Here is a 15,965-nt window from a genome sequence, read left to right as displayed (position 1 = left end):
CAACTTTGAACATTGGACGTTAAACTTTAGACCTCGAACTCACTGTTGTTCCTGCATGGAAGCAGACGTTATCATTAACCGGGTGGCCAGCAGTGGCTTGGTCACACTTGATCTGGAAGACTTCTACCACACTGGCGAACGCGTGGTGTATGATCTGAAAGACAACCTCTTTATGGGGCTTATTCTGAAGGAGAAAGACTTCCGGGCCTTCCTGAAAGAGCACGACTGGAGCCAATATGCAGGCAAGAATGTGGCTATAACCTGCACCGAAGACGCCATTATCCCCACTTGGGCCTATATGCTGCTGACGCTGCAACTGCAACCCCACGCGCATACCGTAGTGTACGGAACACTGGACGACCTGGCCGAGAAACTTTATTTCGACGCCATCACCACCATCGACCCGGAGGCCTACCGCGGGGCAAAAGTGGTGGTAAAAGGCTGTAGCAAAGTGCCCGTCCCCACGGCGGCCTACGTCGAAATCACGCGGGTACTTGCCCCTGTGGTGCAAAGCCTGCTGTTTGGCGAGCCTTGTAGTACGGTTCCTTTATTTAAGAGAAAGAGCTAAGAGGTTAGAGCCAAAAGCTGAGAGGTTAGAGCTAAGAGCCAAGAAATAAGAAGGGGGGCTTCGCTAAGAGACGTAATCGTCTATTGGCGAAGCCCCCCTTCTTATTTCTTGGCTCTTAGCTCTAACCTCTCAGCTCTTGTCTCTAACCTAAAACTCCCAAACCGTAGGGTTAGCGTTGCGGCGGACGTGGGTGCGCATTTCGAGCCAGAAGGCCGCGATGAGGTACAGCACCACGGGTGAGCCGAGGGTGAGGCACGACGTGTAGATAAAGTACAGACGGATACTGCTGGCGGAAATGTTCATCCGCGCACCCAGCCTGGCACAGACACCGAAGGCCTGCTGCTCAACGAAGTAACGAAGCTTATTGATTCCCTGATCCATTGTCTGTTACGTCTATTAGTTGGTTTGCCGAACCAATTCAGTACAAAAATAACACGTGCGGGCCTCTTTCTTAGGACCGTATGCTCATTTGGTCGCCGACGATTTGCCTAAGCTAGGCATTTTCCGTGGCCTTTAGTCGTGTCACTTGAACTAATTTTTTATGTTTGTGTTTCGTCATCGTGATTAATCCGACCGGATTTTTGACGATTTTTTCTACAAAGTTCAGTGCGTTTTACCCGGTACGCCGTCTTGCGTGTGCATTGGTACCTGTTTCGCGTGCTTTGTTAGCCGTTAATTTGATATTTTTTACCCCATTAATTTCTACCAATTATCATGCAAACAGGTGTGGTTAAATTCTTCAACGAAAGCAAAGGCTTCGGCTTTATCGTTGACGACGCTGATGGCCGTGACATTTTTGTTCACATTACCGGATTGAACGGTACAACCATTCGCGAAAAAGACCGGGTTGAGTTTGAAGTCGTTGAAGGCAAAAAAGGCCTCAACGCAGTCAAGGTTCGCAAGATTGACTAAACAGCCCTAAAATGAGAAAGCCCACAATCGCAAGGTTGTGGGCTTTCTGATTTTAGGGCTGTTTAGAGTTTTGAGTTTACAGTTTGGAGTTTAACGTTTTGAGTTGGCTGACGCTCGCGTACTCCTGCGTCAGCCAACTCAAAACGCTAAACTCCAAACTGTAAACTCACTTGTGTCCCGTCCAGGTATGCACGTCGGCAATGGAGGGCATGGGTACGTCGGTCATTTTCAGCTTCTTGCGCACGCCGCCGAGGTCGTTGAAGAGCTTGTTGGGACTGGCGGCGTGGAGTTGCGCAATGGTTAGGTAACCCAGCTTTTGCAGGGCCGGCACCCAGGCTTCGGGAACGCCCGCCGCCACAAAATCGGCTTCGGTCGAGACGTCTTCTTTCCTTTCGGGGCGCATTTGGGGGAAGAAAAGCACCTCCTGAATGCTGGGCTGGTTGGTCATAATCATAGCCAGCCGGTCGATGCCCAGGCCCACGCCCGCCGTGGGAGGCATACCGTACTCAAGCGCTCGCAAAAAGTCTTCGTCCATAGCCATGGCTTCGGTGTCGCCGCGTTTGGCTAGTTCCAGTTGCTCTTCAAACCGCGCCCGCTGATCGAGGGGGTCGTTCAACTCCGAATAGGCATTGGCAATCTCTTTGCCGTTACAGATAGCCTCGAACCGCTCCACCAGCCCCGGCTTGCTGCGGTGCTTTTTGGTTAGCGGCGACATCTCGACGGGGTAATCGGTGATGAACGTGGGCTGGATCATGTTTGGCTCACAGGCTTCACCAAACAGTTCGTCAATCAGCTTCGATTTGCCCATGCTTGGGTCGGTTTTAATGCCCCGACTTTCGGCGGTTTCGCGCAGCGCGGCTTCGTCCATCGCCGACACATCCACGCCGGTGTATTCTTGAATGGCCTCGAACATGGTGAGGCGTTTCCAGGGGCGTTTGAAATCAATAACGTTCTCGCCCACGGTCACTTGAGTGGTGCCCGCTACGTCGATGGCCACCTTTTCCACCATCTCTTCAATGGTGTCCATCATCCAGTTATAGTCTTTGTAGGCCACGTAAAACTCCACCTGCGTGAACTCCGGGTTGTGCGTCCGGTCCATGCCTTCGTTGCGGAAATCTTTGGCAAATTCGAACACACCGTCGTAGCCACCCACAATCAACCGTTTGAGATACAGTTCGTTAGCAATGCGCAGGTAGAGCGTCATATCCAGCGTATTGTGGTGCGTCTGGAATGGCCGTGCCGTAGCCCCACCGTGAATGGGCTGCAAAATGGGCGTCTCTACTTCCAGGTAACCCTTGCCGCTCAGGTATTGGCGAATGGAGTTGACCAGCTTGCTGCGTTTGATAAACACCTCGCGCACCTGCGGATTCACGATCAGGTCTACGTAGCGCTGGCGGTAACGCAGTTCGGGGTCGGTGAAGGCATCGTAAGTTTCTTTCTCGCCGGTGGCTTCGTTGATCACCTCCTTCACCACAGGCAGGGGCCGCAGCGATTTGGTGAGCACCTTGAACGACCGCACGTAGATCGACAGTTCGCCGGTTTGGGTGGTGAACACGTTGCCCTCCACGCCAATGATGTCGCCGATGTCCAGGAGCTTCTTGAACACGGTGTTATACATCGTTTTGTCGTCGCTGGGGCAAATGTCGTCGCGTTTAAAATACAACTGCATCCGGGTGGTGCTGTCCTGCATTTCGGCGAAGGCCGCCGCACCCATGATGCGGAAGCCCATCAGCCGACCGGCCAGCCGCACGGTGCCCCAGGTGGGATCTCCGGCAAAATCGAGGTGGGGTTCGTAGCCGCCCTGGGTTTCCTGCCCCGACTTATCGGCAAAGGCATCGCGAATCTGGGCAATGGTATGGGTCACGTCGAAGAGGTCGGCGGGGTAGGGGTCAATGCCCATCCGCATGAGTTCTTCGCGCTTATGTCGTCTGTTTACTTCTTGTTCGCTTAACATCAATAGGGTACCGGCCACCCGGCAGTATTCTCGAAAAATTTAGGGTGCAAAAGTACGTCAGCTACCCTCTATTTCCGAAAACGGGCCGAATCTGAATCCGAGACATAAAGACGACTGACCCGGATGCATCTAACTAATTTACTTTCAGTAATTCATACTTAAATCATGTAATCCAGTCGTGGATGTCTTTGTCATCCCGACGACAGGAGGGATCTACTTTCTTAACTCGGAATCTGTCTGAAGGAAAGTAGATCCCTCCTGTCGTCGGGATGACAAAAACACCTATAATAACTTCCTGAATACCGTTCAACAATAAACGAACCCGCTGGTCTATAAATCAGCAGGTTCGTTTGTTTAGGGCGCTACTATTGTGCTATCATTTTGATAACGCAACTGAACCATGACTGAAAAACCACTTACCTCCATTTCGGGCTACATCGCCCTGTTGATTGGCTTACTTGGACTACTTGTTGGTCCTGCTCTTTTTATCTACGCCTTAAAACAAGCCAGCTTTGGGTTGGGCGTTTTGGCCTTTGTTATATTCATTGGTGCTTGGATTGTGTTGATTGGCCTGTCGGTTATTAACCCCAACGAGGCCATCGTAACCACCTTTTTCGGCGATTACGTCGGCACGATGAAACAGAATGGGCTACGGTGGGTCAATCCGTTTTATACCAAAAAGAAAATCAGCCTCCGCGCCCGAAACCTGAACGGACAGACCCTAAAAGTGAACGACAAAATGGGCAACCCCATCGACATTGCTGCGGTGGTGGTCTGGCAGGTGGCCGATACCGCCAGGGCTTTGTTTTCCGTCGATGATTACACGCTGTTCGTGCAAATTCAGTCGGAGGCGGCGGTGCGACATCTAGCCAATTCACACGCCTATGACAACGCCGAGGATGGCGACGTAACGCTGCGTGACAACACGGGCCACATCAACGACGTGCTGGAGGTTGAGCTGAACGAGCGGCTGTCGCGGGCGGGGGTAACCATCATTGAAGCCCGGATTAGCCACCTGGCCTATTCGCCCGAAATTGCGGGGGCTATGTTGCAACGGCAGCAGGCATCGGCGGTGGTAGCAGCTCGTCGGCAAATCGTAGATGGGGCCGTGGGCATGGTAGAAATGGCCCTGGCCCGGCTTGCCGAAAAAAACGTAGTGACCCTCGACGAAGAACGCAAAGCCGCTATGGTGAGTAACCTGCTGGTGGTACTCTGCGGCGAAAAGAACGTCAACCCAGTGGTAAATGCGGGTTCACTCTATTAGTGGTAAGTGCTGAGTGGTTTACCACTCAGCACTTACCACTCTTTACTTATGGCCGAAAAAAAAGGATTCCTACTGCGGATTAGCCCCGAAACGCTGGCTGAACTGGAACGCTGGGCGCAGGCCGAGTTTAGGAGCGTGAACGGGCAGATCGAATACCTGTTGGCTGAGGCGCTACGCAGGCGTAGAAAGAGTACGCCCAAAGACGCTAAAGATACCAAGCCGGACGCCCCCGGTTGCTGAGGCTTAGCTTGTTGTGACGGGCTAGTCCTGTGCGCTGTTAATGGCTGACGCGGGTTCTGCTTGTTCAGTGGGAACGGCCTGCTCCTGATCTGCCACTACGTCTCGCTCCGCCTTGATTTTTAAATAGTTATATTGGTTGATGAGCATCAACTTAGCCACCGTTGAGGTAATGTCTAACTGGCGGACCTTCATGTATTCGGTGAGCGGCTTGCTGAACTCGTCATGCATCTGAGGCCAAAGGTGTGTACCAAATTGTTGAAGGTCAGTCACCTGATTGTCGTCAAGTACAATGTAGTCAAAATTGTCGTAGTCTTTGGTCATTTCCCGGTCAGTGCCAAACATCGACGGGCGGGCTATCTTGATAAGCTCGTGCGAGTGCCGCAACCGACGGTATACAGATAGCTTGCCAGTGGTGCACTCTTCCATGAAAACAAAGCGTTGCGTGTCGTCAGGACCTGCAAAACCGATTGAGCAAAATTTGCGCAACAAGTCCTGCTCATTATCAAAATAGGTAAACGAGCTGATACGTCCCGCCGAGAAAGCCCTCACGGTGCCATCGGCCAGTTTTACCTGAAGCACTTCGGCCTTCCAGTTATAGTTGAGTTGCCCTTCTACCCGCTGTCCGTCAGGCAGTGTTGCATGCCCTGTATTCCAGGTGTCGTTATGCGCCAGTGTGCCAGACACCGACAGGCTCCAGATCAGGAGTATGAGGAGACTATTTTTCATGATAGTTGAGCGTTTATACCATATACTGATGCTGCTTCAAACAGCATTGTATCAGGTTCACGTCAACACACATGATAAAGTCGTGCCAGTTGAAAAGCTGAAACAACCAGGCGGGTTATTGAATAAATAAATGCAGGAAACTCACGTCCGGAATTAGATAAAATCGGGTTTGATATACCAGAAAACCCGTTTCTGATTCATTAAATTATTCATCACTAATCCGTATAATAATTTTAGATAAACACTTGCTTGTCAGCTTGTTGTAGAAACCATTCTACGATGTGGTAGATCAGTAGTAAGGTGCCATTTCCTCAGCGTCAATTTAGCTCAGCGGGAACGTACTCGCCAATGAGCCGGATGCCGTCGAGGGTTAATGAGGGTAGCACATCGACAAACTCAGTATGCAGGCTGGGAATAGCCTGCGCCAGGCCGCCCGTGGCCACGGCAATGCAGTCGCCGTTGAGTTCGGCGCGGATACGGGCTATCATGCCGCGCACCAGGCTTTCGTAGCCCATAACCACCCCGGCCTGAATGGCCAGCACGGTATTTGTCCCCAGCGCCGACGGGGGCATTTCAATAGGCACTTCGGGCAGTTGGGCCGTATTGGCAAACAACGACCGAATGGCCGTTTTCAAACCAGGCGTAATGGCAATACCCAGCATTTTGCCCGTAGCCGATATGGTAGTGAACGTCAGCGCGGTGCCAAAATCGACCACCACACAGTTGCGGTTATAGCGGGCTAGTGCCGCCACGGCGTTGGCAACCAGATCGGTGCCTACTTCTTGTGGGCGTACTACTTCCACGGGCAGGTAGGGATACACGCTCGGTCCCACTACCACGGGCGAGAGCGCGAACAGTTCACCCACAGCCTCGCGCACGTTGGCCGTGAGCGCCGGTACCACGCTGCTAATCACCGCCCGTCGGATACTGCTCAGGGGCAAATCGGCCTCCAGGAGCCACATGCGCAGTTGACGCTGGTAGAAAGCGGGTGGCTGGGCTGGCCGGCTGGGAACGCGCCACACATGCTGCCAGGCCTGATTAGCATAGTAGCCAACCACGATGTCTGAATTGCCAATGTCGATGGTGAGAACCATGAAAACGAAGTGGGCAGTGGGCAGTGGCAGTAAGCAGTAGCTTACGCCAGCACATTACGCTTGCGTCAGATCTGCCTACTGCCACTGCCCACTGCCACTTTTTTTTATCGGTGAAAGCTCGTTGCTATGAAGTTCAGCGCGTCGGAGAGGCCGGTGCGCCAGTAGGACCAGGTGTGGGCACCGTCGCGGACGCGGTACTCGTGCGGAATTTTCCGGTCCAGCAGGTTCATGTGCAGTTGGGCATTAGCGGCAGAGAGAAAGTCGTCATCGCCGCAGTCGAGGTACCAGCGTATTTTTTTCAGGTCATTCTCTGGTGCCGACATGGACAGAATCATGGGGCTGTTGCGCTTGTAATGCGCCGTCAGCCGGGCCTCGCCCGTAACGGGGCCGCTAAACAGGAAACTAAACACGTTGTTATAACGGTCTTCGGGCGTGTTGATGATGTCTTTGTCGGTGAATACGGCCGCGCTCAGGGCTGCGCAACTACCAAATAAATCGGGGTGGTGCATGGCCAGCAGCAGGGCACCGTGCCCGCCCATGCTCAGGCCCGATATGCCCCGAAACTCGCGTTTGGTGCGGGTGCGGTAGGTCGAGTCGATGTGGGGGATGAACTCGGTCACGAACATGTCTTCGTAGCGGGTCTTGTTCTGGTAATCGTTCATGTACCAGGTCACGCCCGCGTCGGGCATGACCACAATCATGGGGGGCAGGGTACCCTTGCGCACACCTTCGTCGATGATGCGGTCAGCCTCGCCAAACTGAGTCCAGCCCGTCTCATCGTCCGAATAGCCGTGCAGCAGGTAAACCACCGGATAGCGGCGGTTGGAGGTGTAATAGTCGGGCGGCAAAATGACCGAGTAACGTACTCCCCTGTTCAACAGCGAACTATTGTGGGTAATGCCCTCGAGCAGGTGAGGTTGCGGGGCCGTCATTACGGGCATGGGAGCGCTGGTAGTGACAGGGGGCATGGCGTTGAGCCGCCGCCGCGACTGGGCCATTCCGGTAAGGCTGTAGCCCGCCAGCAGGCATATAAACAAGCAACGTAGCATTGTGAGGAATTGAGTTATGGTAACGGAGAGCGCGAATTAAGGCCTTTTCGACCTAATCTGGTGCTGTGAGTGGTGATGAGCCCGCCGGAGCAGTCAATTTTTTGGCCTCGTTTTTGCTAAAAATTGAGTGACGCCGGCCACAGGTAGCTGGCAATACTCTTTTTATGACGCAACAACTATCCTCGTTCTTTCGGCCCGTTAATCAGGCAGTTACCTTCCGAAAACGCGCCCTGCCTGTGCTGTTGGCAGTCGTCCTGCTTCAGGCCTGTCGCCCCAGCGACGTCACCACGCCGGTGGCCCCACAGGTAAACAACGCTACCAGTTACAGCAGTCAGGTGCTGCTTGGCTGGACCGACATGCACCTGAAGCTGATTCGTAACAGTCCCGGCTTCACGCCCCCCGTAGCTTCGCGTACGTTTGGTTACGCGGGCATTGCCATGTATGAAGCCGTGGTGGCGGGTATGCCCGCCAACCAGTCGCTGTTGCGGCAGGTGCAGGGCCTCACCAGCTTGCCCGTTACCGAGGCTAGTAAGACTTACAACTGGGCGCTCAGCGCCAACGCCGCCCAGGCCGAGGTGCTGCGCGGGCTATTTGCCAACACAAGCGCCACTTACAAAAAGAAGATTGATTCGCTGGAGACGCTCTACACCAACCAGTTCAAGAGTACCGACGCCGAGCAGGATACCCGTTCGTTGGCCTACGGAAAAGCCGTCGGGGCAGCTGTTTTTGACTGGTCGAAAACAGACGGCGGACATGAAGGTTATAACCGCAATTTCCCCACCGACTACGTAGTGCCTACCGATCCGGGGGCTTGGCAAACGACCGAAAATGGTCGTAAAATACCCATGCAGCCCTATTGGGGCAAAAACCGGACGTTCCTGAGCAGCACCCAAACCCTGCCCATGCCCGCGCCGCTGCCTATGTCTACCCAGACCACGTCGAGCTATTTTGCGCAGTACCTGGAGGTATATGCCAAAAACACAAGCCTGTCGCAGGAAGAAAAAGAGATTGCCGTTTGGTGGGCCGACGACCCGAGCGAGACCTTCACGCCCCCCGGCCACTCGTATAACCTGGCCCGCATTGCCGTTCAGGCCGACAAAGCCAACTTGGCCAAAGCCGCCGAGACCTTTGCCCGCGTGGGCATTGCCGTTTCCGATGCCTTTGTGGCCTGCTGGAAGTGCAAATTCACCTACAATAACGAGCGCCCCTACACCTTCGTCCGTCGCGCTATCGACCCCAACTGGGTGCCATTCTGGCCTGCGCCACCGTTTCCGGGCTTCTCGTCGGGCCACTCCACGCAGTCGGCTGCCACGGCCATTGTGCTCACCGATATGTACGGTTCTGCGTTCGCCTTCACCGACGATTCGCACTTGGGGCGGGTGCGCGATGCCAAGCGTAATGTTGATTTCAAATCTCGTACCTACAAGTCGTTTTGGGAAGCTGCTGAAGAATCGGGCTGGTCTCGCATTCTGGGCGGTATCCACACCCGTCAGGACAACGAAGCCGGCCTAAAAGAAGGCCGCCTCATTGGCCAGAACATCAACGCGTTGCGGTGGAAGGTGGTGCAGTAAACTAATTTACCACCCCAAACGTCTCCAGCGTGCAGATGGTACCGGCGGGGGTGGTGAGGCAGACGGTGCCGGTGGTGGCATCGGCGGGGAGGGTGACAATGAGTGTGTTGCCCACCAAGCGGAAGGGGGCCAGTGATGAATTGCCCGCGCCGAAACGTACCTCCGTCACGTCAGACAGGTTCTGACCGGTGAACGTGATTTCGGCCCCTGCTTTACCCGTTTTGGGCGAAAACGACAGCCCGCTCACCAGCTGATACACATCGAATTTGGCTACCGAACAGGCCAGCCCGCCGGGGTTGGTAAGACAAATAGTGCCATCTACGGCGTTGGCAGGCACAATTACGCGCAGCGAAGTAGCCTCTCGCCGGAACGATGCCGGCAAAGAAGCCCCGCCCCCAAACCGAATATCGGTCACGTCGTCGATAACCTGCCCGGTCACGATAATTTCGGCCCCCGCTTTACCCGCAGCAGGCGTAAAGGCAATGTTTGTCACGGGCCTGATGGGCGTGAACAACTCCGACGGAAACACTTCGGGCGCGTCGGTGGTGACGGTAAACTGGCCCGCCTGCGCATCGTTGGGCACAATCACCCACAGTTCGGTATCGTCGTTGCGGCCATCGTTGACGGCAGGGTTGGCGGCACCGGCAAACTGCACTACGCCGTCTTTCAGATTCTGGCCCTTGAGCACCATCCGCCGCCCCACGGCCGCCCGTCGGGGGTAGTCGGTGAGGACGGGGGGCAACACCACCGTGAGTGACCGGGCTGAGGTGGTCGTGCCTGCGCGGTTGGTAACGGCAATGGGGCCGGTGGTGGCATCCGTTGGTACAAAGAATTGAAGGTCAGTGCCTTCGGTACGGGTGTGGATGCCTACGGGCTTACCATTGAGCGTCACCTGCGTGATGCGCGTGAGATTCTGACCCGTCACTGACACCAGCTTGGTTTTGCCCCGGCGCAGGGGCGAAAACGTCAGGTTGGCCGGTGGCAGAATGTACAGAAACGGCTGGGTGCTGCTCACCGACCCACCCAGGCCGCTGAGCGTAATGGCTACCTCGCCGGGTTGGGTGCGGGCCGGTACCGTCACCTCAATTTGGCTGTCGCTGACAAGGCGAAAGACGGCAGTGGTGGGGCCGAAGCTCACGCTCGTGACATCGGTGAAGCCGAAGCCCGTGATCAGGAATTTGTCGCCAACAATGCCTTCCGTTTGTGCCAGTCCGCCCGACGTGATCACTGGTTGTCCGGCAATGTAAATGCTGTCAGCGCTGGTGCCAATGAGCCTATCGAAGGTGGTGACGGTGATTCGCCCCGTGGTGGCTTCCTTAGGGATGATGCCTTTAATTTCGGTGTCGGTGATGCGGATGGTGGCGGGGTCTACCAGGCCCCGGTTAATGCGCACGGTGCCATCGGTAAAGTAGCGGCCCGTGATGGTGATCTCCTGCCCGGCGCGGCTGCGTTTGGGAGTGAAGCCAGTAATTTCGGGCGTTCCCGCCACCAGATAAGGGAAGCGAAACTGCCCCCCTTCGGTCACGACCAGGATTGTCGACTGCCCGCGATTCAGCTTCGGCGGAATAACAACCTGTAGCTCGTTGGGCGACACCACCGTAAAAGAAGTAACGCGGGTAGTATCGAATTTCAGGCTTTGAAGCAGATTCAAGTTCTCGCCTAAAATGCGGATGATAGCACCGGGGGGGGCGTTTGCAGGCAAAACACTGCCCAGCGCGGGTTGAGGTTGCAGTACCGTAAACGACAGTGGCGGGGTCATGCCCTGACTGTTGGCTACCTGAATCTGGGTGGGGCCGGTAGTCATACGGGGCACAATCACGACCAGCGACTGCTCTGTTTTCGACTGAACGACGGCCTGCACGGCGGTCTCGGCCTGACCGAACGTGACGCGGGGCGAGTCGCCAAACTGGGCTCCCTTTACTTCCACTGTCCGCCCGATTTCAAACCGGTTCGGCGATACGCTCCAGAGTTCGGGCGGGTACTGTTCTACCTTACAGCCCCAGGCTATGCACACAAGAATAAAACTCCAAAAGAGGACAGGTAACCCGTTTTTCATCAACATCAGAACATGATAAGCGTAGTCAAATTTAGCCCATTTAGGTGGGCAGGCCAAATGTCTCGCCCCCAGCCCTGCCCCCAAACCATTTGCCGGAAAAGGCTGTTCTGATTTACGATGTACGACTTACGATGTACGATTTATTGCTGACGCAGGAGCACCCTGGCTGTGGCCTGTCAGCTTCAGCAATAAATCGTACATCGTAAGTCGTACATCGTAAATCTCTCATACATGAGTTACCACAACCTGAAAGCAAAGGAATTATTGGCGATACACACCCTTGGCGAGCTGAAAGCAGCCGGGTATCAGCCCAGGGCTATTAAACAGGAACTACGCGAGAATCTGATCCAGAAGATCAAGGCGAAAGAAGCAGTATTTCCGGGCATCTGGGGTTACGAAGAAACGGTTATTCCCGATGTGGAGCGGGCCATTTTGTCCATGCACCACATCAACCTGCTAGGCCTGCGCGGACAAGCCAAAACCCGCATTGCCCGCCTGATGGTCAACCTGTTAGATGAATACATCCCGGTAGTGGCGGGGTCCGAACTGAATGATGATCCTATGCAGCCCCTGTCGCGGTTTGCCTTGGATCTCATAGCGCAGCACGGCGATGCCACGCCCGTTTCGTGGATGCACCGCAACGACCGCTACACCGAAAAATTGGCCACACCCGACGTATCGGTGGCTGACCTCGTGGGCGACGTGGACCCCATCAAAGCGGCCACGCTGAAGCTGCCTTATTCCGACGAGCGCACGATTCACTTCGGCCTCATTCCCCGGTCGCACCGGTGCATTTTCGTGATCAACGAACTGCCCGACTTGCAGGCCCGGATTCAGGTGTCGCTGTTCAATATTTTGCAGGAAGGTGATATCCAGATTCGGGGATTCAAACTGCGTCTGCCGCTCGACATTCAGTTTGTATTTACGGCTAACCCTGAAGACTATACGAACCGGGGTAGCATTGTAACGCCGTTGAAAGACCGGATCGACAGCCAGATTGTGACTCACTACCCCAAGAGCATTGCCACGGGGCGGAAGATTACCGAGCAGGAAGCCGTGGTGAAAACCGAGCAGAAGGGCCTGGTGAAAACCAATGATCTCGTGGCCGACCTGATCGAGCAGATTGCCGTGGAAGCCCGCGAGAGCGAATACGTCGATGCCAAAAGTGGCGTGTCGGCCCGGATGACCATTTCGGCCTTTGAAAACCTGCTATCGTCGGCGGAGCGCCGTACCTTGCTCAACAGCGAAAAAGAGACCTACGTCCGCATTGCCGACCTCTATGGCGTGGTGCCGGCCATTTGTGGTAAGGTAGAGTTGGTGTACGAAGGCGAAGTGGAAGGCCCCGTTATTGTGGCTCAAAACCTGATTGGCAAGGCCATCCGTACGCAGTTTCTGAACTTCTTCCCCAACCCGGAGAAAGCCAAGAAAGACAAGCGTGGCAATCCCTACAAAAAAATCACCGACTGGTTTGGCGACGGCAACACGATGGATATCCTGAACGACCTGCCTAACCGCGACTACGAAAGCCGCCTCCGCACTATCGACGGGCTGGATGATCTTGTGGATCAGTTTCACCCGCGCCTCAGTAAACAGGAGCGCGTGTTTATGATGGAATTTGCCCTCCACGGCATCGCCGAATATTCGCTGGTTGGCAAAAAAGCCCTCGATACCGGCCTGCAATTCAAAGACCTCGTCGGTTCGATGTTCGACCCCACCAAGCACTTTGGTGAGGAAGATGACGAGGACGATGATGATCGGTACTAATTAGACGATGGATATTGGACGTTGGATTGTGGACAGATCAGCCCGTTGCTGGACTGACAGATCCAACGTCCAATATCCATCGTCTAACGTTTGATCGCTATATCCCATTCTTAATCGCAAACTGCACTAGCTCGGTTACCTTGCTGATGCCGAGTTTGAAGTGAATATTTTTTCGGTGGGTCTTCACCGTTTCGGGGCTGAGGTGGATGCGGTCGGCGATTTGTTCGTTGCTGAGGCCCTCCCGGATTAGGGCAATGATCTCTACTTCGCGGAACGTAAGGTTCAGGCGGCTGGCAAACCGGTCGCCGAAGGGGTCATCGGTGGGGGTTGGTGAACTGGATACGCTGGTGTCGAAGGAGGTAGTGCCACCCAGCACGTCTCTGATGGCCCGGAGCAGTTCGGTAGTGCCCGCGTCTTTGAGCAAATACCCGTGCAGCCCGGCGCGGCGGGTTTCGTCCAGCAGCTTAGGCTGGTTATACATCGTCAGCATAATGATTCGAACCGTCGGATAGTCGCTCACGATAGCTTTGCCGAGGTCAATGCCATTGGAACCCTGAAGGTTGATGTCCATCAAAATCAGGTGTGGACTGCTGCGATGAACGGCATGAATGGCGTCGCTTGCTTTAAATACCTGCCCGCAGATGGTTAGGTCGGGCTGTTCGTTGAGCAGGCTTTTCAGGGCGTCGTTGAAGAGCCGATGGTCATCAATTAGGAGAATTCGGGAGACTGGTTCGGGCAGCATAGAGCGGTGATGGATAAGGAATATCCAGCACGACCAGCGTACCCGCTTCACTCACGTCGCGCCACAATGTTGCGCCGATATATTCCGCTCGTAAACTACTATTTTTCAGCCCAATACCTGTAGAGTGGGTGGGTTTAGTCACTGAGCGGTTGCCTAGTCCATCATCTTCTACGGTAATGGTTACTTTATCGGCCTGATACAGCACCTGCACGGCAGCACGTTGAGCCTGAGCATGTTTGTGGATGTTTTGAATTAGCTCTGATACGATGCGATATGCATTTAGTTCCAGGTCAAGCGGCAACCTGGTTTCCTGTCCCGACAGCACAAAGCTGAACTGCGTAGGCTGTGGCGGTTGTTGTCGCACGAGTTGAGCCAAGGCTGGAGCCAGCCCCAGGCGGGCAAATTCGGGCGGCATCAGGTTATGTGAAATGCGGCGCAGGTCGTCACTGCTTTTCTGGATCAGTGGTTCGGCGTCGGCAAAAGCCCGTTGGGTATTGGTGTCGGTGGTGCGCTGACTGATGTCGGTCAGGCGGCGGCGGAGGGTAGCCAGCGTACCGCCCAGGTCGTCGTGGAGGTCGGCAGCAATGCGCTGGCGTTCGGCTTCCTGCGTCTGTATCACGTCCAACTGCAACTGGTGGTTCTGGATTTCGAGTTGTTGACGGGCCTGTTGCATTAGTTTGCGGCGGTAGAGCCAGCCCGCCGACAGGATGCCAAATTCTACCAGCAACGCAATACGCAGAGACACCATGTCGGGCAGAGGGTTCTGGATAAGGCCGAAATTGATGAGCACGGCGTTAATGGCAAAGAACCCCAGCACGGCCGATACCGCCCCGATCAGCAGCCAAACCAGCTTCGACTGGCGGCTAAAAGCATCGGCCAGGTACCGGTACCAGATGTAGGCATACCCCCCAAAACAGACAAAGCCGACTACGTAAAGCGTTCGGGCAAGTAACTCATTGTCAGAACGGTGTGCTTGTTCTACCCAAAAAATAAGCCCGCAGATAACAACCATCGGTAACCCTTCGGGCCAACGAAAAATGAGACTTTTTCGGGTGCCAACCGATACGACCAGAAACCGCCTGCTGAACATGACGAAGGCCCCAAAGCCCAGGTTGAGCCAATGCACGATGGTGGTGATCTGGTCGAACCAGGCCAGTGAGTTGGGCAGGAAGGCCCCCCAACCGTCGTTGAGTAGCGCATAGGCCGACAGGCAGACGACATAGGCTGCGTAGAGCAGGTAGATGGTGCGCTGTGAGAATACAAACGCAATAACAACGCCCCCCAAAATGGCCAGCACCACGCCCACGTACATGGCCCACCCCCAAAGGTCGCGCTGTTGCTGGGCCAGAAATCGGTTGGGCGTGTAGAGCCGTACGCCAAACTTTAGGGCATCGCCGGGAATAACCCAACCCCGCACCCAGACGGTGGTGGTCTGGTGAGCGGGCAGGGGCAGGGCATACAGAAAATAGTGGTGGTTGACGGGGGCCAGTGGCGTGGCCTGATCGCGGTGCATAGCTGGTCCGCCTACCCGTTGCAGCGGCCCCCGTTCCGACTGTACCCATACTGCTACCGAGTCCATGAAATGGGTAGTCAACTCCAGCCAATAGGTGCGGTCCTGCTCAGAGCGTACCGAAAACCGCGCCCAGCCCGTTGCCGAACCCCGCCCGTAATTAATACTGCCTACCGACTGCCAGTAGGCCAGATCAGCAGGCAGCTCACCAGCCGCACCTAGCCGGGCTGGTGGTTGAACAAGCTGGTAAAGAAAGGGTTTCTCAATGGTAACCTGCTCAAAGTCAGCCGGTAATGGCAGCACGGTTTGCGCCATGCCGGTCAGCGCGAGCGGCAGTAACCAACAGAGAAGCCAGCCCGATTTCATTGTCGACGTACCATTGCGTGTGGAGGTTACTGACAAAGTAAGGCAGTGAGCCGACGATAAAAAATACCCCGAAGACGGTATGGTAGGAAAAGTGCTGGACGTAAAAGCAGATGATTACAGCCTAGTCATAAGGCCCGCCGCCGCCGGGC

General features: G+C 55.0%; 14 protein-coding genes. 6 read left to right on the top strand and 8 right to left on the bottom strand.

The window, feature by feature from the left end:
• The first annotated feature begins 55 nt into the window (after positions 1-55).
• Positions 56-568 (top strand): DUF2480 family protein, encoded by a 513-nt coding sequence (locus tag J2I48_RS06425; protein ID WP_207334587.1) that lies wholly within the window; start codon positions 56-58, stop codon positions 566-568.
• A gap of 147 nt (positions 569-715) precedes the next feature.
• On the opposite strand, the gene J2I48_RS06420 is transcribed toward J2I48_RS06425, so the two are convergent.
• Complete coding sequence (locus J2I48_RS06420) at positions 716-949, bottom strand: PspC domain-containing protein (protein ID WP_229375859.1); 234 nt, start codon at positions 947-949, stop codon at positions 716-718.
• Positions 950-1,282: 333 nt separating this feature from the next.
• Here J2I48_RS06420 and J2I48_RS06415 point away from each other — a divergent pair, with 333 nt between their 5' ends.
• Entirely contained in the window at positions 1,283-1,480 is a 198-nt protein-coding gene (locus J2I48_RS06415) for a cold-shock protein (protein WP_207334586.1), read from the top strand.
• Between the two features lie 166 nt (positions 1,481-1,646).
• On the opposite strand, the gene lysS is transcribed toward J2I48_RS06415, so the two are convergent.
• The gene (gene lysS, locus J2I48_RS06410; RefSeq protein WP_229375857.1) at positions 1,647-3,434 is read right to left on the bottom strand and encodes a lysine--tRNA ligase; all 1,788 of its coding nucleotides are present in this window, start codon (positions 3,432-3,434) and stop codon (positions 1,647-1,649) included.
• A gap of 400 nt (positions 3,435-3,834) precedes the next feature.
• Between lysS and J2I48_RS06405 the strand changes: the two genes are divergently transcribed.
• Together J2I48_RS06405 and J2I48_RS06400 are read left to right on the top strand one after the other, a co-directional pair.
• The gene (locus J2I48_RS06405; RefSeq protein ID WP_207334585.1) at positions 3,835-4,698 is read left to right on the top strand and encodes an SPFH domain-containing protein; all 864 of its coding nucleotides are present in this window, start codon (positions 3,835-3,837) and stop codon (positions 4,696-4,698) included.
• Positions 4,699-4,746: 48 nt separating this feature from the next.
• Complete coding sequence (locus J2I48_RS06400; protein ID WP_207334584.1) at positions 4,747-4,938, top strand: type II toxin-antitoxin system antitoxin; 192 nt, start codon at positions 4,747-4,749, stop codon at positions 4,936-4,938.
• A 21-nt stretch (positions 4,939-4,959) separates the two neighbouring features.
• Here J2I48_RS06400 and J2I48_RS06395 read toward each other — a convergent pair whose 3' ends face one another.
• From J2I48_RS06395 to J2I48_RS06385, 3 genes are all read right to left on the bottom strand, one after another.
• The gene (locus J2I48_RS06395) at positions 4,960-5,664 is read right to left on the bottom strand and encodes a hypothetical protein (RefSeq protein ID WP_207334583.1); all 705 of its coding nucleotides are present in this window, start codon (positions 5,662-5,664) and stop codon (positions 4,960-4,962) included.
• A 317-nt stretch (positions 5,665-5,981) separates the two neighbouring features.
• Entirely contained in the window at positions 5,982-6,758 is a 777-nt protein-coding gene (locus tag J2I48_RS06390) for a type III pantothenate kinase (RefSeq protein WP_207334582.1), read from the bottom strand.
• A gap of 104 nt (positions 6,759-6,862) precedes the next feature.
• Positions 6,863-7,807, bottom strand: coding sequence for an alpha/beta hydrolase (locus J2I48_RS06385; protein WP_207334581.1), 945 nt, complete (start codon positions 7,805-7,807; stop codon positions 6,863-6,865).
• A gap of 164 nt (positions 7,808-7,971) precedes the next feature.
• Between J2I48_RS06385 and J2I48_RS06380 the strand changes: the two genes are divergently transcribed.
• The gene (locus J2I48_RS06380; protein WP_207334580.1) at positions 7,972-9,378 is read left to right on the top strand and encodes a vanadium-dependent haloperoxidase; all 1,407 of its coding nucleotides are present in this window, start codon (positions 7,972-7,974) and stop codon (positions 9,376-9,378) included.
• A 1-nt stretch (position 9,379) separates the two neighbouring features.
• Here J2I48_RS06380 and J2I48_RS06375 read toward each other — a convergent pair whose 3' ends face one another.
• Entirely contained in the window at positions 9,380-11,392 is a 2,013-nt protein-coding gene (locus J2I48_RS06375) for an IPT/TIG domain-containing protein (protein ID WP_207334579.1), read from the bottom strand.
• 273 nt (positions 11,393-11,665) lie between these two features.
• On the opposite strand from J2I48_RS06375, the gene J2I48_RS06370 reads away from it, so the two are divergent.
• Positions 11,666-13,198, top strand: a complete 1,533-nt coding sequence (locus tag J2I48_RS06370; RefSeq protein WP_207334578.1) for a P-loop NTPase family protein — start codon at positions 11,666-11,668, stop codon at positions 13,196-13,198.
• A 97-nt stretch (positions 13,199-13,295) separates the two neighbouring features.
• Here J2I48_RS06370 and J2I48_RS06365 read toward each other — a convergent pair whose 3' ends face one another.
• The gene (locus J2I48_RS06365; protein ID WP_207334577.1) at positions 13,296-13,940 is read right to left on the bottom strand and encodes a response regulator; all 645 of its coding nucleotides are present in this window, start codon (positions 13,938-13,940) and stop codon (positions 13,296-13,298) included.
• The gene (locus tag J2I48_RS06360) at positions 13,903-15,816 is read right to left on the bottom strand and encodes a sensor histidine kinase (RefSeq protein WP_207334576.1); all 1,914 of its coding nucleotides are present in this window, start codon (positions 15,814-15,816) and stop codon (positions 13,903-13,905) included. The genes J2I48_RS06365 and J2I48_RS06360 overlap by 38 nt, the downstream gene beginning before the upstream one ends.
• Positions 15,817-15,965 lie beyond the last annotated feature (149 nt).

Origin of the sequence: Fibrella aquatilis (assembly GCF_017353255.1) — a bacterium.
In the GTDB taxonomy this organism is placed as follows: Bacteria; Bacteroidota; Bacteroidia; order Cytophagales; family Spirosomataceae; genus Fibrella; species Fibrella aquatilis.
Note: the sequence above shows the minus strand (reverse complement) of the source record. Positions and strands in the feature narration are given on the sequence as shown.